This is a genomic window from Zooshikella ganghwensis, assembly GCF_018263875.1.
Classification (GTDB): domain Bacteria; phylum Pseudomonadota; class Gammaproteobacteria; order Pseudomonadales; family Zooshikellaceae; genus Zooshikella; species Zooshikella ganghwensis.
Map to the genome: position 1 here is coordinate 1 of NZ_JAEVHG010000023.1, position 21,186 is coordinate 21,186.

Below are 21,186 nucleotides of genomic sequence, written 5' to 3' on the forward strand. Positions count from 1 at the left end.
AGATAATATTCCATTATATTGAAATGTTTTATAATCCAATACGGCGTCACACACACAATGACAGGTGCTCACCAGCAAACGCTGAAGCAGCGTATTTTCAAAACCTAGAAACTGTCTAGAAAAGTCAGGCCGTACCAGCCCATAGAACTGTTTGCCGCAAGAATATGGCAACTAAACCTCTAGTGGTTCATGGTGTGTTCGACGGGCACTATGCAGCCCAAAGGTACTCATCCACGATGTGGGTTACTGTACTCCATACATTTGCTCTGGTAGCCATGTAACAATTTTAGGCCAACACGCTAAAATAATAAGTACGAGTAATTGAATTAAAATATAGGGTGCAACCCCTTTATATATTTGAATTGTTTTTACGTGATTTGGTGCTACACCGCGCAAATAAAATAAAGCAAAGCCAAAAGGTGGCGTTAAAAAAGAGGTTTGTAAATTTACAGCAATCATTACACCTAACCAGACAGGGTGAAGACCCATGGCTAATAACACTGGGCCAACGATAGGTACTACCACAAAGGTTATTTCTATAAAATCAAGAATAAAACCAAGTAAGAAAATAACAATCATGACGATAAGTGTTGCTGTAAATACCCCGCCAGGCATTGTACTAAAAAAACTATGAATAACCTCATCGCCACCATATGCTCTAAATACCAGTGAGAAAACAGAAGCGCCTATCAGAATCATGAAAACCATACATGTTACTTTTGTCGTTGACTGAACAACTTCTGCAAGTTGCTTCAGGTTCAACTGTTTTTTAGTAAGGGCTAACAATGTAGCACCTAATGCACCAACACCAGCAGCTTCTGTTGGTGTTGCAATGCCTGCTAATATTGACCCTAGAACTGCAAAAATTAATAAGAGTGGAGGTACCAGGTGTGTAAAGAGTGAGTTTGTGCGGTTAACGTTTTTTTGTAAAGCCTGTTTATCAACAGCAGGTGATGTTTCGGGTTTAATCAATGCTAAAATAAATTGAAAAACAACGTAAAAAAAGACAAGTAATAAGCCTGGTATTAAGGCTCCGACAAATAAATCACCAACGGAAACGGTTTTCAGTGAATATAACCCTAAGCTTAATTGAGCTTGTTGGTATGCACTTGATAAAACATCCCCTAACAATACCAATGCAATAGAAGGGGGAATTATTTGACCAAGAGTGCCTGTAGCACAGATTGTACCGGTTGCAAGAGAGGGACTGTAATTTTGCTTTAGCATTGTTGGTAGTGAGATTAATCCCATCGTTACTACTGTTGCGCCCACGATACCAGTACTTGCGGCCAGTAACATCCCGACAATAGTTACAGATATGCCCAAACCTCCAGGAAAGCGACCAAATATTAGTGCCATGCCTTCTAAAAGATTTTCTGCAATTTTAGATTTTTCCAGCATAACTCCCATAAGCACAAAAAGTGGTACGGCCATTAGTGTTTCATTAACCATCGTGCCATAGAGCCGACTTGGTAGTGCTGTTAAGAAAGATGTGTCGAATATACCCGCAACTATCCCCCCACTGACAAACAGTAAAGCGGTTCCGGCAAGTGAAAAAGCCACAGGGTAGCCTAGTAATAATACTAAACAGACTACAACAAACATGAGGAGTGGAATTAGTGCTTCCATTACACATTCACTCCTTTTTTTGGCTGGTGATTCCAAGCGTTATTCAGAATGAGAATTGAACGAAATAACTCAGCGCAACCCTGTAATATTAATACAGCACACATTATAAGTATGAATGTTTTTAATAAAAAAACACCGGGTATACCTCCTGGTTCGCTTGAGCTTTCTGTAATAAGCCACGATTTTGTGACGTAATCCCAGCTTATGATGGCTATAAAAAAACAAACAGGTAGTAATAAAAATAATGTACCTAGTGCATCAATAAGCGCTTTACGTTTTGTTGACATTTTTCGATATAAAATATCCACTCGTACATGAGCATTGTGTTTAAGGGCATAACCACTCGCCGTTAGGAAAATAAATGCATGTATATAATGTGCAGATTCTTGTAGAGCAATAGAGCCAATATTGAATACATAGCGAAGTAAGACAACAAGAAAAACAGCAAACATGAGTAGCAGTGTAAACCAAGATACAAAGCGGCCAATGTTTTCGGTGAGTTGATCTACCTGGATGGTGATTTTGTGAATTACTATCAAAACTCGATTAAGTTGAGTGTTGTGGTGAGATTGAACAAATGGGTTATTATTAGTGTGATTGTTGTCTTTAGTCATTATTATTATCCCAGGTTACAACACGACAAATGCCTGACTTTAGAGAGGCTCAAAGCGAAAAATCCATTTCTATACCCTTCGCGAATCATTTTTATGCGAGCAATCCATAGCGCTTACCCTCTTATCCTAATGGAGCAGCGCATGAGTCCAACTGTGTTTCTGACACATTAATAGCTTTTTGTTTGTGTTTTAGGTTCGAATCCTTTTTGAAAGCACTTATTTTATTATGTTTAATTGGCTTGGTATCTCATACAAATCTCTAGGGGCCTCTAGTGGTCTAGCGATTATGGTGAATACTCCTAATTTATTTTTATTTTGACAAATTATACTTGAAATGACTATAAAAATGCCAAGAACCTTTAATATGTTTGATATTTACTACCTATGAACTGATCAAATTTGCATCAGTTCTCTTTTTCGATGAATCTGTGTGGCTGTTTAATTAGCTTAACATAAATGTAATATTGCATTCATATAGTTTGCGCATAGTCAACGCACATCACCGCTACTAAATTTTGCAGGAGACTTCAAATGAAACTGAAAGGGTTGATTATTGCACTGACAGTTGCCACCACTAGTATTAGCACGAACTATGCGCTGGCAAGTTCAAAAGTAGATGCTAATTTACCGGAATATAAAAAAGCGAGCGGCGTATCAGGGAATTTATCAAGCGTTGGTTCTGATACATTAGCGAACCTGATGACCTTATGGGCTGAGGACTTTAAACGGATTTACCCTAACGTCAATATTCAGATACAGGCAGCAGGCTCTTCAACTGCGCCACCCGCACTCACTGAAGGAACCTCAAACCTGGGACCTATGAGCCGGAAAATGAAGGATAAAGAGCTAGAAGCTTTTGAGAAAAAATATGGTTATAAACCAACAGCAATTCCTGTAGCCATTGATGCATTAGCTGTTTTTGTAAATAAAGATAACCCCATCAAGGGGCTGACCATTGCCGAAGTTGACGCTATTTTTTCTTCGACCCGTAAGTGTGGCGCTGATGGTAAAATTGAAGCCTGGGGTGATGCTGGCCTAGAAGGTCCTTGGGCTAAGAAAAGTATTCAGCTTTATGGTCGCAACTCAGTTTCCGGAACCTATGGTTATTTTAAGGAAAAAGCCCTGTGTAAAGGAGACTTTAAAAACAATGTGAATGAACAGCCTGGATCAGCTTCTGTTGTGCAAGCCGTGAGTGCTTCTGTGAATGGGGTAGGCTACTCTGGAATTGGTTATAAGACATCAAGTGTAAGAACGGTTCCTTTAGCGCGTAAACAAGGTGCCCAGTTTATTGATGCGACGCCTGAAAATGCAGTTAAAGGTGCGTACCCTTTATCTCGTTTCTTATACGTTTATGTCAATAAAGCCCCAAATAAATCGTTAGCACCATTGGACAGAGAGTTTATTAAACTTGTCTTATCTAAACAGGGCCAAGGTGTTGTAGTAAAAGATGGCTACATTCCCCTGCCGGCTCAGGTTGTTGCGAAAGAACTTAAAAAGCTAGGGATTAATTAATAACCTTGCAAAAAATGTATACCAAATAGGAAGGGCTTTTGAAGCTTCCATAACATGGGATATATAAAGGCAGTGTTAACTGCCTTTATGCTTTTTAAATCAACATTTTTCAGTCTTTTATTTTTTATATTTATAACCTTCAGTAGCGTACTGGCTCTATCTGTGAAAACGCGTGACAGTTCAACTTAAGGTCAATTATTTGTAACAAATATGTCATATACCGTCGGTATGGTACTCCTCCATGAAACCATATACATCTAAGTACAGCTCAATTGTTGACTTCTCAAGTCCAGCGCTCAAGCGCCACAAAATGCTGCGTCACTTTAAAGACAAGCTCGCCGAGTGGGGGGTAGCTGTTGGCGGCGTAGGTGTTATTGTGGCAATTTTGCTGATTTTCCTTTACTTATTGTATGAAGTTGTACCTCTATTCCGTTCGGCAAGCATGAGTTCTGTTGCGACTTACTCCTTGCCAGCATCATCCGCAGAAAAAAACCTCTATTTTGCTATGGAAGAGCAAGCAGAAATTGGGCTGAAGCTCGATAGTAATGGACAGGTAATTTTCTTTAAGACGAACACAGGGCGTGTTATTCACACAGAGTCAATCCCTGTTCCTGAAGGGGCGACTATTACCTGCTTGGCTGAAGCAGATCCGGCAACCCATGTGCTCGCCTTAGCCTTCTCAAATGGCCAAGCTATTGTTTTTAAACATGAATATGATATTCGGTTTGCGGATGATAATCAGCGGACCATTACCCCGAAAATAAGCTATCCCTATGGTAAAGAATATATCTCACTGGCAGAGAACACAGCTTTTTCTCACCTGGCATTAAGGGATACTGATGAGGCGTTAATTATCGCAGGTTCTGGAAAGGATGCTTTTGTCGTCAAAGCTTTAAATAAAGAAGAAAACTTTTTATCAGGTGAAGTAACGCTAACTGAGCAATTGTTGTCTGTTCCTAAATTACCTGGAACGATTAATGGTTTATTAATCGACCCGGATCAGCGTTGGATCTTTGCTGCTTTGGATAGTGATCATTTGGCTATTTTGGATATTAAAGACAAAGAAAATCCAGTGATCAATGCCGTTATTGATGTGACTGAAGATGGTTCGAGTTTAACTGCTATGCGCTTTCTCTTAGGCGGTATTTCCTTATTACTCGGGGACTCTTCAGGGCATATTAATCAGTGGTTTTTCGTTAGAAATGATACCAATGAATGGCAGCTGAAAAAAATTCGTGGCTTTAAGTTAAGTGACAGTGCGATAGTGAATATTGCACCTGAACATCGGCGTAAAGGTTTTGTTGCTGCTGATGCTCAAGGCAATATAGGAATTTTTAATACAACGGCTCAACGGACTCTAATCAAACAATCCGTTATGGATAAATCAATAGCTGGTATTGCCATTTCTCCAAGAGCAAATGCATTACTGGTGGAAAACCTGCAAGGTGAAGTGGGCTTTTGGGATGTAAATAATACGCATCCAGAAGTTTCATGGTCAGCGCTTTGGGACAAAGTGTGGTATGAAAGTTACACTGAACCAAAGTATATCTGGCAATCCTCAGCTTCAACTAATGACTTTGAACCTAAGCTCAGCTTAATGCCGTTATCCTTTGGTACCTTGAAAGCGGCTTTTTATGCCATGTTGTTAGCTGCACCATTAGCCATTTGCGGTGCAATTTATACGGCATACTTTATGGCACCTGCTATGCGCCGCAAGGTTAAACCTGTCATTGAGCTTATGGAAGCGCTACCCACTGTTATTTTGGGATTCTTGGCTGGCTTGTGGTTAGCACCATTTGTTGAGAATACGTTAGCAGGTATTTTTGTCCTGTTGCTTTTTATGCCTGTCTGTATGCTGTTATTTGCTTACCTATGGGCACAGTTGCCCGGCAGCATTCGGCATAGAATTCCTGATGGCTGGCAAGCTGCTATTTTGATTCCTGTTGTTCTGTTAGTGGGCTGGATAAGCCTGCAGTTGAGCGCACCTATAGAAGGCTTTCTTTTTGATGGGGATATTCGTCACTGGATTCAGGAGGCCACAGGGCTTGACTATGATCAGCGTAATGCACTGGTTGTTGGCCTTGCGATGGGTTTTGCCGTTATACCCACCATTTTCTCCATTGCTGAAGATGCCATTTTTAGTGTGCCCAAACACCTTACCTATGGCTCATTAGCACTGGGAGCAACACCTTGGCAAACCTTGACCCGTGTAGTGCTATTAACGGCTAGTCCAGGCATTTTTTCAGCGCTCATGATTGGTTTGGGTCGTGCAGTGGGTGAAACGATGATTGTGTTAATGGCGACGGGTAATACGCCGATCATGGATGCCAATATTTTCGAGGGGATGAGGACGCTGGCTGCAAATATTGCGGTTGAAATGCCAGAGTCTGAAGTCGGTAGCTCGCATTATCGTGTCCTATTTTTAGCCGCACTAGTGTTGTTCTTGTTTACGTTTGTGGTGAATACCATGGCGGAATTGATTCGACATCGATTACGCAAACGTTACAGCTCTCTCTAATCAATTGACTCTCTAATGATGGAAAGTGTGCCTTATGCGCATCGGATTAAAAAACTGGTATAAAAGTGGAGAGCCTTGGGTTTGGCTAAATGCCGGGGCTGTTGCCATTAGTATCATTATGGTAGTTGGCTTGCTGGCGTTAATTGCAGTTCGCGGTTTAGGACACTTCTGGCCAGCTGATATCATCAAGGCAAATTACACTGTGCCTGGCCAGCAGAGCAAAGTCATTGCTGGTGAAATTGTTGAGTCAGAAGAGGTCTCTGCTCAGCGATTGCGCGATGCTGGAATAGCAATCTCTGCTGAAGAAAGTGAGTTCTTCGAGCGCCAACTGATTAAGGTTGGTAACCGCGATATATATGGCAGTGACTTCCAGTGGATTTTGCCAGCTTTCTTAGAAAGTATTGAGTTTTCTGAAAATATAATGGTTGTTGAACGTCGTGAATGGGGCAACTTCTATGGCTTTTTAAAAGAGGTGAGAGAAGGTGACCGTGTTATTTTGGATGACAAACCGTTATGGGAAACCTTTCAGCAACGCATTGCCAGAGCTGAAAGTATTCACGATGATATTTATGAAATTGAAAAGCATCAAATTGGACGAATCAATGCAGCACTTGAGCGCTTGCGACTTAAAGAGCGTAGACTGGAATTAGAATCTAAGTTGACAAATACCGCTCAGGCTCAGCTTCAACTGGAACGTGCTGAGTTACAGCAGGAGTATAAACAACTAGAGAAGCGGTTGGGTGAGCTTTATCAACAGTTTAACCAAGACTATTTTGTGGCTGAAACGGTGGATGGCCATCAAGTGACTTTATCCATAGGTAGTGTGGTAAGAGCATTCCAACCAAATGCTATGTCATTGCCTGATAAGGTTGCACATTATGGGGACAAAGTATGGGAGTTTGTTGCTGATGATCCCCGTGAAGCAAATACCGAAGGAGGCATTTTTCCTGCAATCTTTGGTACGGTCATGATGGTTATTCTCATGTCCGTTATTGTTACCCCGTTTGGTGTTATCGCCGCAGTGTATTTGCGGGAGTATGCACACCAAGGGGCTGTTACACGGATGATTCGTATTGCTGTGAATAACTTGGCCGGAGTCCCCTCCATTGTTTATGGCGTATTTGGTTTAGGTTTTTTTGTCTATTTCATGGGATCGACAATAGATGAGACATTTTTCCCTGAAGCTTTGCCTGCGCCTACACTCGGCACACCTGGCTTGTTATGGGCTTCAATTACGTTAGCACTTTTAACACTGCCTGTGGTTATTGTCGCCACAGAGGAAGGATTATCACGTATCCCTCGTTCTGTTCGTGAAGGTAGTTTAGCGCTAGGGGCAACCAAGGCTGAAACGTTGTGGCGTGTGGTTCTGCCTATGGCCAGCCCTGCGATGATGACGGGCTTGATTCTTGCAGTTGCCAGAGCAGCAGGTGAGGTTGCGCCATTAATGTTAGTAGGGGTGGTTAAATTAGCACCATCTTTGCCATTGGACGGTAATTATCCCTATTTACACTTAGATCAGAAGTTCATGCATCTGGGCTTTCATATCTACGATGTTGGCTTTCAAAGTCCGAATGTAGAGGCTGCTAGACCACTGGTTTATGCCACTGCATTACTACTAGTGGTTGTTATTGCCATATTGAATTTATCCGCTGTGGCAATACGCAATCATTTACGAGAGAAATATAAGGCTTTGGAAGTCTAACTTACGAGTTTCCATTATAATGTTAGCAAGAGTGCAGTTATGTCTGAGGCAATGGTTGAATTAAGCACTGATCAGCAGCTGGCTGATAAAAAGGCGCATGCGATTGATATGCAGTCTCTTGGCAGGGTTAAACAAGATTTAGACATTGAGTCTGAAACTACATGTTTGGATATCAGTGGTCTTGATCTTTTTTATGATGATAAGCAAGCGCTTTATGATATTTCAATGAATATCCCACAGAAGCGTGTGACGTCCTTCATTGGGCCATCTGGCTGTGGTAAGTCAACGTTATTGCGTACTTTAAACCGTATGAATGATTTAGTTGATGGTTGCCGCGTTAGTGGAAAGATTTTACTTGATGATCAAGACATTTATGCAAAAGGTGTTAATGTTGCAGATCTTCGTCGCCGTGTTGGCATGGTGTTTCAAAAACCCAATCCTTTTCCAAAAAGTGTGTATGAAAATGTTGCCTATGGTTTGCGTATCCAAGGTATTAATAAAAAACGCATACTTGATGAAGTTGTGGAATGGGCACTGAAAGGGGCGGCACTGTGGGATGAAGTGAAGGACCGTTTACATGAAAGTGCATTGGGTATGTCTGGTGGACAACAGCAGCGATTAGTGATTGCGCGGACTATTGCGGTAGAACCTGAGGTCTTGTTGTTAGATGAACCTGCCTCCGCGTTAGATCCTATCTCCACATTAAAAATTGAAGAATTGATTAATGATTTAAAATCAAAATATACCATCGTCATTGTCACACATAACATGCAACAAGCTGCTCGGGTTTCAGATTACACTGCTTTTATGTATATGGGTAAATTAGTGGAATTTGGTGATACCGATAGCTTATTTACAAACCCTAAAGAAAAACAAACTGAGGATTATATTACAGGCCGTTATGGCTAAGTTTTATTGAAACTTGGTGTATTTTTTGGGTTATTTTAGCATTAGCGAATATCAGTAATTTCCGCTTACAGATGGTTTAATGTTGTTTGAAGCAGTATGTAGTTAAGCGTACCCTGTACCTCTTATATAGCTGATTTATCATGCTATATCAGTGCAAATATTTTTAAAGGATTGGTTGCTGGATATTGTTAGCACAAAAAGGTGTTACCGGTAACTAACTCGATGTCATTGTTTGGACATGCAAAAAAATCATTTGTGTTAACATTAAGGGCTATGCTATTTCGAAATACCATCCTTTTTGAGGTTTATCATGGATAAAAACCCAGATATGTATTCGCAGCACATTTCACAACAGTTCAATAATGAGCTGGAAGAAATTAAAAATCAACTGTTGTCTATGGGAGGTTTAGTAGAAAAGCAGGTGAGTGATGCGATGCGCGCATTGATTGATGCTGATAGCGGCTTGGGCAAAGCAGTTCGAAGAAAGGATGATGATATTAACCAGATGGAACTTCACATTGATGAAGAGTGTACGCGTATTTTGGCTAGGCGGCAGCCTGCTGCCATTGACTTACGCTTGGTCTTGGCTTGTAGTAAAGCTGCAACTGATCTAGAGCGAGTTGGTGACGAAGCGGCAAAAATTGCGCGTCATGCCATTAAGCTAACGGAAGAAGGAGAAGCACCACGAGGCTATATTGAAACGCGGCATATAGGCTCTAGAGTCCGTCGAATGATTCAGGATGCACTAACTGCCTTTGCTCGGTTTGATCCAGAGCTTGCTTTTCGAGTTGCGCAAGAAGACAAGTCTGTAGATCTGGAATATAAAACCGCTATGCGTGAGCTTGTGACCTTCATGATGGAAGATCCAAGAAGTATTACACGCGTACTAAATATTATTTGGGTTTTACGTTCACTTGAACGAATTGGTGACCATGCACGCAATATTGCTGAGCATGTTATTTATTTAGTAAAAGGTCAAGATGTACGGTATATTGGCTTAAAACGAATGAAAGAAGAAGTGCTTAAAGATAACTCATAAATACAATACATAAGTAATGTGAGTTATAAAGAAACTTTTATTATAAGTTCATCATTGTTTAATTCTCTTTATGTGCGCTATGTTTAGCGCCAATTCTAATAAAACGGACCAAACTGTAAAAAAGTTCTAGATAAAGTAATGGGGCTTCACCCTTGAACTATCTGAAAGTTCTGTTCTGCGGCTCGGTATTCTCATTTTCAGCTAATATTTATAAGATAAATTGAGCTACAGGTGACAACACAAGTAATGGCTATAGTCAAGTGCCTGGTATTGATCACATGTTTGTTGCAGTTATCTATTTGTTTCGCAAGCCAAGTTATACGGCTGACTAATGGAGAGTGGGAGCCATTTTTATCTGAGAAACTACCAAAGTTTGGTCCATCTTCCCAAGTTGTTACTGAGGTATTTGCTGGGCTAGGAATAACCGTTAGTTATGATTTCTTTCCATGGCCAAGGGCTTATGAAAATGCCAGAATTGGTCGTTGGGATGGCTCAGCAATATGGATAAAAAATAATGAAAGGGCGAAATTCTTTTATTTTTCTGATCCTATTCTTGTATTACCAAAGTACCTTTATCATTTATCAACTAAAGAGTATGAGTGGACAACTGTTCATGATCTTAAGGGATTAGTTATTGGCGTAACCTACTCTTATACTTATGGTATGGAGTTGGACAAAGCATTGGAAACGGGTCTGGTAAAGGCATCATGGGCTACTTCGGACCTAATAGGTTTAAAGAAGCTACTTTCAGGTAGAGTTGACTTAGTTCCTTTAGAACCGCAAGTTTTACAAAGTTTGTTAAACAATAACTTTAGTAAAGCGGAAAAAGAAAAAATCAGCTTCCACGAAAAACCAGTTACTATTGCAGCCTACAGGTTAATGCTTAATAAAGTTAATCCGGATCATTTTCAACTCATCGAAGCATTTAACCGAGAATTAAATAAGCTTAAGAAGTCAGGTAGAGTAGAAAAAATTTATAAGGCTATTTTAGGGGAGATGTACACATCTTCTTTTGTTGATTAATTAGTCATGTTGAACTTTACCGATTCAATAGCGTATAGAAATAAAAAAAAAATAATAATTAGCGATGAGTATATAATATGGTAAAGAGGTTACAGGAGATTTGTGATTACATGTCAGCGTTCAATCGACTATATTCATAAAGATAACCTTTGATTTTTCTGGGTGTTCTATGCAGAAGGTAAAATTGCTGGTAGTTGATGATGCTTCATTCATACGTGATTTGATTAAAAAAGCAGTTCGTAGCCGTTTTCCGCATTTTGTCTTGGAAGAAGCGGTAAATGGACGTCGCGCTCAGTCCTTACTGCAAAAGAATATTTATGATTTAGTACTTTGTGATTGGGAAATGCCCGAGCTTAGTGGACTGGAGCTAATACAGTGGATACGTAAAGAGTTCCCAGATCGAAAAACACCTTTTATCATGGTGACCAGTCGAGGTGATAGAGAGCATGTGTTACAAGCTATAGAAGCTGGGGTGAGCGACTATATTGGTAAACCGTTTTCAAATGATCAGTTGATTTCTAAAATTGTGAAGGTACTTTCCAAACGTGTGTCTGCCGATCGTATTAAAGGACAAGGGCGTCAGGCTGAAATGACTGATTCTACCGCAAGCTCATCACTAGAAGCACTCACTGGCAAACCTAAACCTGCTAGCGCAACTGGAGGTGCAACACATCAATCATCGGTTAGTGTATTGACTGGAGGGAATGCTCAAGCTGCAAGTGCTGCATCTTCAAGTGGAGGCAAAGGTGCAAAACATAAAGGACAAGTTATCGTGCGGGTGCACGATAAAACTATGCCATGTGCGATAGAAACCATTACCCTGAAAGAGATAAAAGTAATTGCAAGAAAGGCAGATGGAATACCGCAGTTATTCGAGCAGGCGGTTATTGACTTTGAGCAAGGGGAGCAGGCTTCGGATATCGCTCGGATTAATGGTTGCATTTACTTGCTGCAGTCGCTCGATAAAAAGATGGAGGCTGAAGGTTATAAGATTGGAATTTTATTTGTTGATGACGATCCACAAAAATTTGAATATATTTCAAAGATAATTGCGTCTGGGACAGGGCAAAAGTATTACTAAAAAAATGCTATTTTAAACCGTGATTTTTTGGGGTTTCGCTGGAAAAGTAAAATGGCAGCACAAACCATTTTCCGGTAAAGGTGTAATCTGTAGCTTACCTTCCGAAGATGAGATACTTTTACTGAGAACTATATCCATTTTGATTTCCTCTATTTTATCTAATGTTGACAAGTTGTCTGCATGGTTTTCTGTTGCTTGGTTTTCATTATCTGATGACGCATAAGTCTCTGTGTAGATCAAATCTCCTGAATCAGCTTTAGCAACAAAGTCAATAGTAATTTCAAGTGAGCAATTTCCAGCGCGATAGATTGATCCACAGAGGAGAGCTAGAATTATTTTACTAAAATTAACGGCGGGCACAGTGAAATCAATAATATCTGACGTCAAGTCATTTACCTTGACTTGGCTGGTATCAATATTTTGCATGAAATAATTCAATGCTTTATTGATAAGTAAAGAAGGATGTAGCTTTAAATTATACTCCTTAAATGAATTTACATTGAGGCCCGATAACCTTTTTTGTAAACTTTTTAACTCGGATCTAAGTTGAATAGTTAGTTCGGAGTATAATTTAATATGACCAAATAATTTGTTGTTTTCCTGCGCTGTTTTATAGTATATATCACTATTTTCTGATGATAGTTTATCTATGAGGTAATCTGCAGTGTGACAGTATTTATGTATATAGTCTGTGATCACTTCATAAAGCGCAATCATGACAATTTCGTCATCGATGCCTGTGCTTGTCTGGATATCACGTTTGTTTTGTGACTTTGTGATAGGTTTGTTTTGTGCTTTTTCTTTAGTCATTCTTCGGTAGTTGTATGCGAATATAGTGGCTGAAAGTAAAAATATAATAAAAATTGAAAAATAAATATCGATAAAAAAAAGACCGCTTAATCGTCTGCTGTCGATATATTCTTTTAAAGAGATAGAGCCAATGATAATGCCGCTGGGTGTTTTTGTTAAAGCGATAAAATAGTTTGTCCCTGAGATACTGGCTTCTTGAAATATTGGTATATTATTTTTAGCGTCGGTTAGTGTTTCTTTTTTGATATATGGGAGTTGATAAACATGCTCATATATTGGATTCTTTCGATCAACATTAATAAATACTTTGTTGGTTGATCCATCAATAAAAAATAGCAGTGATTTCGAGGTGCTTTGTTGCTCTTGTAGTATTTGGAGAACTTTATCTAAACTCCACTCAATAGCGATGACACCTTTAGCGGACTCAGAAGTCGGCATAACATAAGTTGTTGATAGTGAGTATTGTTTGTTACTTCCTGGTGAAGGAAAGGCTATATGCCATGATAACTGGCGACCATGTTTAAAGAAGTTTTGTAGACTACTAAAGTACCACCTTGGATATAGCTGACCTTTATCTAACTTTTTGTGAGATATACTGTTGGTTTCTCGAAACGCAAATGAAGAGCGATTGACTAAATGTGAGTGAGCATTCAGGTATTCAGGTGTATAGAGTAGGGTAATGCCAATTAGCTCCTCATAGTTATTAAAAAGATGTGTTAGATAATTCTCCAGCTTGGGTTGATAGTTAGTGTTGTTGTCATTATTGAGGAAGTAATCAGTATTGACAAGAATGTCTCCAATTCTCTTTACCGAGTATTCGAAGTAGTTTGCAGAAAACTTAAGATCATTTGCGTATTGCTCACTTACGTTATTTTGTAGGTATTCATCAATAAATCCACGCAAGTGTAGGTAAATTGAAGTAAAAATAATTAGTTCAATCAGTACTATAATTGCAACGTTTTTAAAGTTTTTTGTGATTAACATAGCTGCTCAAGACGTTACACTCACTACTAATCATAGATGAATGTCAACCGCAGTGAGTACAGGAATATAGTTAAAATTTAATTTTTTAATATCTTTTATTGATTAATTATATTTCTTCAATACGTCTTGAGTTTTGGCTGTCTATTTGTACCTATCTGTGGAAATCTACGTATAATTAATTCTGTAGTATTATTGAATGGTTGTTAGCGGTGTTTATTGCAAAAGTGAGTGCTTACTACTGTTGAGTAATATAAAAATAAGACTAAACACTTGGCTAGCCCGATTTTCTTTCCGTGATGGACGTGTTGTGGCTTGGACTGCTAAAGATGATATTAATGCTGGGTTGGCATGGGTAAAGCTTTTCATTATCAGATGAGTTTATGTTTTTATTTTAGATTTACTCTTTATATGATTAAGGCCAGTGTTTTTGGTATACGCTAACTGTCTTGATTTAGATTTTTTGATAGTTTAATGTCATGTTTGATATCGCTTAAATGGTATCAAAATGGATTCCCTATTGTAGGGTAATGGAAAACGACATACTAACAGGAAGAAGTATGGCTATAACAAAAAAAGCCACAGCCATAGCGCTTGGCACATTTATCAGCGTTGGTTTAACGACTCAGGCCCAGGCAGGTTACATGGCAGCTGATGTAGCCTTTGTTATTGACCAGTCAGGAAGTATGCAGAATGAATTTGCATGGCTGGGAAATAGTCTGGAAGCAATGGATAACCAAATGCGGGCTAATGGTATAGACGCTCGGTATGGTGTTGCAGGCTATGAACGCCTGGCTGGAAGTGAAAGTAATAAAAATATTTTTGTAGATTTTACAAAAGATTTTAATGCAATCTCTTCTAGCGTTAACTTTGTGAATACCTATGGTTCTCAAGAGCGTGGCTATCATGCTGCGCATTGGGCATTAGGAGGGTTTAGTTGGAAAGATAACCGTGTCAAAATGGTTATTTTGATTACTGACGAATCTGGCGACCAAGCAAGCTCTATGACCGAAACACAACTTGCTGGAGTGCTCAAAGATAATAACGTTTTACTGAATGTAATCTCGTTGAACAACTATGCCTCTGAGTGGGATGAAACTGTTTATACAACTAAAGATGGAGAAAAGGGATTTTTTGACTTGGCAGCATTGAGAGCTGATCCTGATACACTGACAGATGAAATCATAAAACGTAAGGTGAAAGAAATTATTGAAGAAGTGCCTGAGCCTGCTACTGCTGCTGTTATTGGCTTTGGGTTGCTTTCACTGTTATTTACAAGACGTAGACGTTTAAGCTAATTGAAATATACCCCCTTTGCTATGGGTATAAATGTATTTTCAGAGAGGTTTACCTCTCTGAATTTGTTTGAAAGTATTAGGGTGCTGTTAGCGCTATTTGAATATCACCGTCATAACCCTTCGGGCCGTGATTCAAATAGTGTTAACAGACCCTAGATAAGAAGTGACTATTTTGGGATACATTGTCAGTGAAGTTAAAGGACTTATCAGCAATAGATCAACGATTAATTCAAGCAAATCAGCAAATAACGGCTGAGCAAAAAGCAGACTATGTGCAGGATGGTTACCTTGTGCTTAATGAGTTTGCATCATCGTTAGAGTGTTTAACATTAAAACAAGTTATTCAGTCTTATCTAAAACAAGTAAATAGTGAACAAGTGATTTTTTCAACCCAGGATCAGTGTCATTGTGAGCAACAATACTTTCTGGAGTCTGGTAACCAAATACGATGCTTCTATGAAAAAAATATCAGGCAAGTTGATAATGTGCGTGCAGTGAATAAGGTAGGTCATGCTTTGCATGCTAACGATGCTGTTTTTAAACGTTGGTCTACTTCTCCAAATATCACTCGCCTTGCTTATGACTTAGGGATGAAAAAGCCAGCAATAATACAGTCAATGTATATTTTAAAACAGCCTTTTGTGGGAGGGGAAGTTACTTGTCATCAGGATGCAACATTTTTATATTCTTCTCCAGTAACGGTAACAGGTTTTTGGTTGGCGCTTGAAGATGCTACTGTGGAAAATGGCTGTTTATTTGCAATACCCGGTGGACATCAGTTTGAATTAAGTCAGCGTTTAGTACGTAAAAGCAATGATCAGGTATGCATGCAACGTTTGGCTGAGCCTCAGTGGGATATAAAAGAAGCGATACCCTTAGAGGTAAAGCAAGGGACATTGATTGTCTTGCATGGGTTGCTACCACACTATAGCCCGGCAAATAATTCGCCAGTATCACGACAAGCCTATGCAATACATGCTGTGGATCTAGCCAGTGAGTTTTCAAGTGATAATTGGTTAAATAATCCGTGTATAGAAGTGCTAGGTAATTTTTAGAGGTGCTTGTTCGTTTGTAGGAAAAAGAACTCCCCCCTATTTGTTTATTTTTAATTTGAGGGAGGAGGGTATCGGTATTACTGCGTAAACTTTGCTTTAGTAAGTTGGAAGCTTGAATATTACTGCTTCGTATGGCCTGAGCTTTAAAGTGGCTAAGTTGTTTGTAGTACCACTGTAATTGCTAAGAAGAACCTCAACATTTTCTTGATAAGTGTTAAGGGGTGTTTCTTGTAAAGGGAAGTCAACGTATTGATTATAAAAGTTACAGATAACAAGTAACGCCTGACTATTATATTCCCGTATATAGGCAAATAGTGATGGGTGTTTCTCCAGTAGCAGTTGAAAGCGGCCATATGTAAGCAGAGGCTCTATTTTCCGAAGCCTTATTAGCTGTTGATAATAATAAAATACAGAGTCTTCGTCATTGAGTGCAGACTCAGCGTTTAGCTCGTGATAATTATCCGCTACTTTCAGCCAAGGAGTACCTTTGCTAAATCCTGCATGTTGTGAATTATCCCATTGCATAGGGGTTCTTGAGTTATCACGTGATTTTGCTTGAATGATTGACATAATGTCACCTTCATCCATACCTTGGTCACGCATTATTTGGTAGTAGTTGATTGTTTCAACATCCTGGTAGGCATCAATAGTAGTGTAGTCTGGGTTACACATACCAATTTCTTCGCCTTGATAAATATATGGAGTACCTCGCAAACCATGTATTGCAGTTGCTAACATTTTGGCTGATTGTTTAAAGTATGTAGAGGTATTACCAAAGCGGGAAACAACACGAGGCTGGTCATGATTACACCAGAACAAGGCATTCCAACCTCGTTCAGCGAGGCCTTTTTGCCAGTCAGCAAGAATCTTTTTTAGGCTTATAAAATCAAAAGGTGCCTTTGACCATTTTTCTCCATTAGGATAATCAACTTTTAAGTGGTGAAAGTTAAACACCATACTTAATTCTTGGCTGGCAGGGTCAGAATACTGCTGGCAATGCTCAATGGTGGTAGAGGACATTTCGCCTACAGTCATTGCATTCCATGGAATAAATACAGCCTTGCTTAACTCCTGCAAATATTCGTGGACGCGAGGACCATCAGTGTAAAAACGTCGGCCGTCACCTATTCTATCATTAGGAAAGTCTTGTTGCTTGGAAATCAAGTTAATAACATCGAGTCGAAAACCATCAATGCCTTTCTTTAACCAGAATTCGACGACTTTTTGGACCTCTTGTCGAACATTTGGATTTTCCCAATTTAAATCGGCCTGCTCTTTAGCAAATAAATGTAAATAATATTTATCGAGGTGAGGCACAAACTCCCAGGCTGATCCGCCAAATTTAGACTGCCAGTTATTTGGGGGATTTTCTGCGTTACCTTTACGCCAAATGTAGTAATTATGATAGGGGCTTGTTTCAGAACGGATTGCTTCTTTAAACCACTGATGTTCAGTTGAGGTGTGGTTGACTACCAGATCCATTATGATTTTTATATTTCTAGTATGTGCTTCTTCGATAAGGCGCTCGAAATCTTCCATGCTTCCATAGCTGGGGTCTATGTTGTAGTAATCGCTAATATCATAGCCATTATCAATTTGTGGAGAGCAGTAAATAGGTGTTAACCAAATTGCATCTATACCAAGTTTTTTTAAATAATCCAGTTTGCTGATGATGCCTTGTAAGTCACCTGTCCCCTGTTGGCCTGAGTCTTTAAAGCTTTTGGGATATATTTGATAAATGGTCGCTGTTTGCCACCAGGATAATTCTGCTGCTGTCATGATTTAACCAGTAACGATAAAAAAAAGGGCTACTGTCGTAGCCCAAACTGACTATGCCATCAATTCCAAAATTTCTTCTTTAAGGATTGAAGAGTTTGTGCCAAATATGGCTTGAATTCCTTTGCCAATTACCAGCACATCTTTTGCTCCTAACTCAATAAGGCGTGGTTTATCAATTAAATCATGATTATTTACAGAAACTCTTAACCGAGTCAGGCAAGCATCAACATGAGCTAAGTTTTCCTGTCCACCGAAGGCGGCAATTACCTGGGCTGCTTGAGAGTCACTATTCTGTAGTGATGATGTTTGACCGGTTTGTTGCTGTTCTTTTTGCTTCGCCCGATACTCTTGAGAAGAGTACAGTTTAACTTGATCTTCAGTACGTCCAGGAGTGGGTAAGTTGAACTTCAAAATCAAGAAGCGGAAGGTTACATAGTAAACCGCAAAGAAAATCACACCTAATATGGCAATGGTAATCCAGGCATTATTGTGGTGGGGCAATACATTAAACAGGATATAGTCAATAACGCCTGATCCACCCCCAAAACCTGCTTGTAAGTCAAGCATAGCGGCTAAACCAAACGCAATACCTGTCAGCAGGGTATGAGCAACATAAAGTAAAGGTGCAACAAATAAGAAGGTAAACTCTAAAGGTTCAGTAATACCCGTTAAAAAGGCTGTAAATGCTGCAGCAAGCAATAGGCTACCGGCAATTTTGCGCTTGGCTGTTTTAGCAGTATGGTACATAGCTAATGCAGCACCAGGTAGACCAAACATAACAGGTATAAATTTACCGGCAATAAAATGCCCCCCAACAACACTTATATCGCTGTTTTGTAGACGGTCAACGACAGAAGCAATATAAATGTTTTGGTCGCCTACAATGGTTTGGCCATCTATTGTTAGGTATTCACCACCCAAAGGTGAAAATAAAATAGGAGCGTTATAAATATGATGTAAGCCAAAAGGGATCAGCATTTTTTCAACAGCGCCATACATACCAACAACTAAGGCATTAGTATTAGAAGCAATAAGATCACCAATACTCAGGATGGCGATGTGGGCATAGGGCCAAAACCAGAACAATAATAACCCTAGGAAAATAGCAAAGAATGAAGCCATAATCGGCACACTTCGCTCACCCGCAAATAGCGCGATAGCATCAGGAAGTTTAACTTGGTGGAACCTATTATAAACCCAGGCACTGGTAAAACCGATGAGCATACCGCCAAACACCCCAGTTTGCAGAGTTTGAATACCTAGCTCCTGACCAAACATACGCTGCAATGCATCGACAGGTTGGCCAATATCTGTGGCCCAGGCTTCTGCCAGGGCTGCTGTACCACCATTGGTTTGAATTAGCACACCAATGACTGTATGCATTACTAAAAAAGCAATTAAGCTGGAAAAGCCGGCAATGGGTTTGCCTGTCCAGGTGGACGCAATACCAACTGCAAAGAGTAAAGGTAAGTTATTGAAAAGTGCCTGACCGGCTTTTTGGAGGAAGAGTCCAACCGATAACCAGGATGGTGCATCAAGGAAGGGTATAAAAGCATGAACATTAGGATTAAGTATGATGCCACCTATCCCCATTAAAATTGAAACCAGGGGCAGGATGAGTACTACAGTCATCATCGCTCTTCCAACACGTTGGAAGAACTCAAATGACTTGGCAGCTTGCAAGTTCATGGGCCATCTCCGCGTCTATTATAATCGTTCTTACTGCTCGGGTGTTTCCCCGTTTTTTTATCACAATCAAACCAGCGCTGATTTGAACTAGAGCCGTGCTGTAACATTCCGACATGCTATTATGTACCACATCGTAGCAAAATTGGAAACGTTTCCAATTCGGTATTTTCCACAATTGTTGGTTTTGTGATATGACGAGCATCACAGATGTGGCGAAGTATGCTGGTGTCGCTGTTTCAACTGTATCAAGAGTACTAAATGGCTCTGGCGCTACCAGTGAAAAAACAAGGCAAAAGGTTATGGCTGCAGCAGCAGCACTGAATTACCAGCCTAACCTGACTGCCAGAGCATTGAGTACCCGAAAAAGCAACTTATTGGGGCTTTTAGTGCATAACTTTAAAGCGCCAGGTACGGCTGCTTTAATTGCTGGCATCGAACAGGCTATTCATGACAGTGGTATGGAGTTATTGGTTATTTCTTGTCAAAGTGAGGAAGAGCGTGAAGCAAAATCACTCAATACACTATTAATGAGAAAGTGTGATGCCATGATTTGGCAGTCACGCACGTATAATGAGCAGCTAATTCAAGAGTTTGCCACTAAGGCCCCCTTAATTTTGGTTCCGCCATCCTCATCGTCTTCTCATATAAATACCTTGTCTTTTGACTATGCATTAGGGAGTGAGATGTTGGTTAACTACCTGCTTAAAAAAGGCCATCAACAAATAGCCTATATTGCAGGTAATAGAGGCTATTTAGATGCAGAAGCAAAGCTGGCTGGATTTCAGCGAGCAATGGATCAAGCTGGTATCCGCCATAATCCTGAGCTGTTGGTATGGAGTGAGGACTCCAGCGCAGGAGGTTATCGGGGAATAAAGCGCATTTTACAAAAAGGCGTACGATTTACTGCCATTATGGCCGCTAGTGATAATATGGCTGCTGGTGTTATGCATGCTTTGCGGGAGGAAGATATTAGAGTTCCTAAGAATATTTCAGTTGTCGGTTTTGGTGATAATCAAGCGGCGCGTTATACCATGCCTCCTTTAACCACAGTTTCATGCCCCTATGAAGAGATTGGTTTGCTTGCTGGGCAAACAGCGCTGCGCTTGATTAATAATGAGTCCCTTGAGCCCGATACATTAAAAATTCCTGTTTACTTAATAGAGCGAGAGTCAGTGGCCTCTTTGACTGAGCAAGTACTTGGGCACTGGTAGCGTTGTATTAAGCACCTTTCTATCCGCTTTCGTTGTTAAGGCTAGTCTTATCAGACCAGACTAGACTAGCTCACTAAGAACTCTACGTACTGAGTATATTATTTTGTCAGAACTCAATAGTTACGGATTTTGCTAATGGATATTGTGTAAACATGTGGTTCAATGGATGGTCTCGAATAAATTGACTGAAAGCGAATCATATTCAGGCTTGCCATTTGCCAATCTACGTCTAAGGATTGGTGTTATTGGCTAAATGCACTGCCTGATTATGTTTTGTTGAGAGGATAGCTCCTATGGGGGCGGTTTAGTGAGTAACAAGAAAACCTCTAAGGAAAA

Annotated in this window: 15 protein-coding genes; 10 read left to right on the forward strand and 5 right to left on the reverse strand. The window is 39.9% G+C overall.

Annotation, left to right across the window (positions count from 1 at the left end; genetic code table 11):
- Window positions 1-243: 243 nt before the first annotated feature.
- Together KHS79_RS22185 and KHS79_RS22190 are read right to left on the reverse strand one after the other, a co-directional pair.
- The gene (locus KHS79_RS22185; protein ID WP_212722187.1) at window positions 244-1,629 is read right to left on the reverse strand and encodes a TRAP transporter large permease; all 1,386 of its coding nucleotides are present in this window, start codon (window positions 1,627-1,629) and stop codon (window positions 244-246) included.
- Complete coding sequence (locus KHS79_RS22190; protein ID WP_212722189.1) at window positions 1,629-2,243, reverse strand: TRAP transporter small permease subunit; 615 nt, start codon at window positions 2,241-2,243, stop codon at window positions 1,629-1,631. Before KHS79_RS22190 ends, KHS79_RS22185 begins: the two co-directional genes overlap by 1 nt.
- Before the next feature lie 531 nt (window positions 2,244-2,774).
- On the opposite strand from KHS79_RS22190, the gene KHS79_RS22195 reads away from it, so the two are divergent.
- The 7 genes from KHS79_RS22195 to KHS79_RS22225 all read left to right on the forward strand — a co-directional run bounded on the left by KHS79_RS22195 (window position 2,775) and on the right by KHS79_RS22225 (window position 12,027).
- Window positions 2,775-3,755 (forward strand): PstS family phosphate ABC transporter substrate-binding protein, encoded by a 981-nt coding sequence (locus KHS79_RS22195; RefSeq protein WP_212722191.1) that lies wholly within the window; start codon window positions 2,775-2,777, stop codon window positions 3,753-3,755.
- Between the two features lie 241 nt (window positions 3,756-3,996).
- Entirely contained in the window at window positions 3,997-6,273 is a 2,277-nt protein-coding gene (locus tag KHS79_RS22200) for an ABC transporter permease subunit (protein ID WP_212722193.1), read from the forward strand.
- Window positions 6,274-6,307: 34 nt separating this feature from the next.
- Entirely contained in the window at window positions 6,308-7,975 is a 1,668-nt protein-coding gene (gene pstA / locus KHS79_RS22205) for a phosphate ABC transporter permease PstA (RefSeq protein ID WP_212722195.1), read from the forward strand.
- 39 nt (window positions 7,976-8,014) lie between these two features.
- Complete coding sequence (gene pstB, locus KHS79_RS22210) at window positions 8,015-8,884, forward strand: phosphate ABC transporter ATP-binding protein PstB (RefSeq protein ID WP_211233660.1); 870 nt, start codon at window positions 8,015-8,017, stop codon at window positions 8,882-8,884.
- Window positions 8,885-9,194: 310 nt separating this feature from the next.
- Window positions 9,195-9,923 (forward strand): phosphate signaling complex protein PhoU, encoded by a 729-nt coding sequence (phoU, locus tag KHS79_RS22215; RefSeq protein ID WP_027709042.1) that lies wholly within the window; start codon window positions 9,195-9,197, stop codon window positions 9,921-9,923.
- Window positions 9,924-10,205: 282 nt separating this feature from the next.
- Window positions 10,206-10,946, forward strand: a complete 741-nt coding sequence (locus KHS79_RS22220; protein ID WP_212722196.1) for a substrate-binding periplasmic protein — start codon at window positions 10,206-10,208, stop codon at window positions 10,944-10,946.
- Window positions 10,947-11,115: 169 nt separating this feature from the next.
- The gene (locus KHS79_RS22225; RefSeq protein ID WP_212722199.1) at window positions 11,116-12,027 is read left to right on the forward strand and encodes a response regulator; all 912 of its coding nucleotides are present in this window, start codon (window positions 11,116-11,118) and stop codon (window positions 12,025-12,027) included.
- Window positions 12,028-12,039: 12 nt separating this feature from the next.
- Here KHS79_RS22225 and KHS79_RS22230 read toward each other — a convergent pair whose 3' ends face one another.
- Window positions 12,040-13,821, reverse strand: coding sequence for a hypothetical protein (locus KHS79_RS22230; protein WP_212722200.1), 1,782 nt, complete (start codon window positions 13,819-13,821; stop codon window positions 12,040-12,042).
- A gap of 557 nt (window positions 13,822-14,378) precedes the next feature.
- On the opposite strand from KHS79_RS22230, the gene KHS79_RS22235 reads away from it, so the two are divergent.
- Entirely contained in the window at window positions 14,379-15,116 is a 738-nt protein-coding gene (locus KHS79_RS22235; protein ID WP_212722201.1) for a vWA domain-containing protein, read from the forward strand.
- A 188-nt stretch (window positions 15,117-15,304) separates the two neighbouring features.
- The gene (locus tag KHS79_RS22240) at window positions 15,305-16,171 is read left to right on the forward strand and encodes a phytanoyl-CoA dioxygenase family protein (protein ID WP_212722202.1); all 867 of its coding nucleotides are present in this window, start codon (window positions 15,305-15,307) and stop codon (window positions 16,169-16,171) included.
- Window positions 16,172-16,267: 96 nt separating this feature from the next.
- On the opposite strand, the gene treC is transcribed toward KHS79_RS22240, so the two are convergent.
- Both treC and KHS79_RS22250 read right to left on the reverse strand, forming a co-directional pair.
- Window positions 16,268-17,950 carry an alpha,alpha-phosphotrehalase gene (gene treC, locus KHS79_RS22245; protein ID WP_212722203.1) on the reverse strand — a complete coding sequence of 561 codons (1,683 nt, stop codon included), beginning with the start codon at window positions 17,948-17,950 and terminating at the stop codon, window positions 16,268-16,270.
- A gap of 51 nt (window positions 17,951-18,001) precedes the next feature.
- Window positions 18,002-19,639: a PTS transporter subunit EIIC gene (locus tag KHS79_RS22250; RefSeq protein ID WP_212722204.1), complete on the reverse strand. Its 1,638-nt coding sequence runs from the start codon at window positions 19,637-19,639 to the stop codon at window positions 18,002-18,004.
- Between the two features lie 191 nt (window positions 19,640-19,830).
- On the opposite strand from KHS79_RS22250, the gene KHS79_RS22255 reads away from it, so the two are divergent.
- Window positions 19,831-20,850 (forward strand): LacI family DNA-binding transcriptional regulator, encoded by a 1,020-nt coding sequence (locus tag KHS79_RS22255; RefSeq protein WP_094788940.1) that lies wholly within the window; start codon window positions 19,831-19,833, stop codon window positions 20,848-20,850.
- Window positions 20,851-21,186: the final 336 nt, after the last annotated feature.

Coding starts and splice junctions, on each gene's coding strand:
- KHS79_RS22200 (WP_212722193.1), top strand. CDS start 3,997: ATGAAACCATATACATCTAAGTACAGCTCAATTGTTGACTTCTCAAGT.
- treC (WP_212722203.1), bottom strand. CDS start 17,950: ATGACAGCAGCAGAATTATCCTGGTGGCAAACAGCGACCATTTATCAA.
- pstB (WP_211233660.1), top strand. CDS start 8,015: ATGTCTGAGGCAATGGTTGAATTAAGCACTGATCAGCAGCTGGCTGAT.
- KHS79_RS22195 (WP_212722191.1), top strand. CDS start 2,775: ATGAAACTGAAAGGGTTGATTATTGCACTGACAGTTGCCACCACTAGT.
- KHS79_RS22255 (WP_094788940.1), top strand. CDS start 19,831: ATGACGAGCATCACAGATGTGGCGAAGTATGCTGGTGTCGCTGTTTCA.
- KHS79_RS22250 (WP_212722204.1), bottom strand. CDS start 19,639: ATGAACTTGCAAGCTGCCAAGTCATTTGAGTTCTTCCAACGTGTTGGA.
- KHS79_RS22190 (WP_212722189.1), bottom strand. CDS start 2,243: ATGACTAAAGACAACAATCACACTAATAATAACCCATTTGTTCAATCT.
- pstA (WP_212722195.1), top strand. CDS start 6,308: ATGCGCATCGGATTAAAAAACTGGTATAAAAGTGGAGAGCCTTGGGTT.
- KHS79_RS22185 (WP_212722187.1), bottom strand. CDS start 1,629: ATGGAAGCACTAATTCCACTCCTCATGTTTGTTGTAGTCTGTTTAGTA.
- KHS79_RS22225 (WP_212722199.1), top strand. CDS start 11,116: ATGCAGAAGGTAAAATTGCTGGTAGTTGATGATGCTTCATTCATACGT.
- KHS79_RS22230 (WP_212722200.1), bottom strand. CDS start 13,821: ATGTTAATCACAAAAAACTTTAAAAACGTTGCAATTATAGTACTGATT.
- KHS79_RS22235 (WP_212722201.1), top strand. CDS start 14,379: ATGGCTATAACAAAAAAAGCCACAGCCATAGCGCTTGGCACATTTATC.
- phoU (WP_027709042.1), top strand. CDS start 9,195: ATGGATAAAAACCCAGATATGTATTCGCAGCACATTTCACAACAGTTC.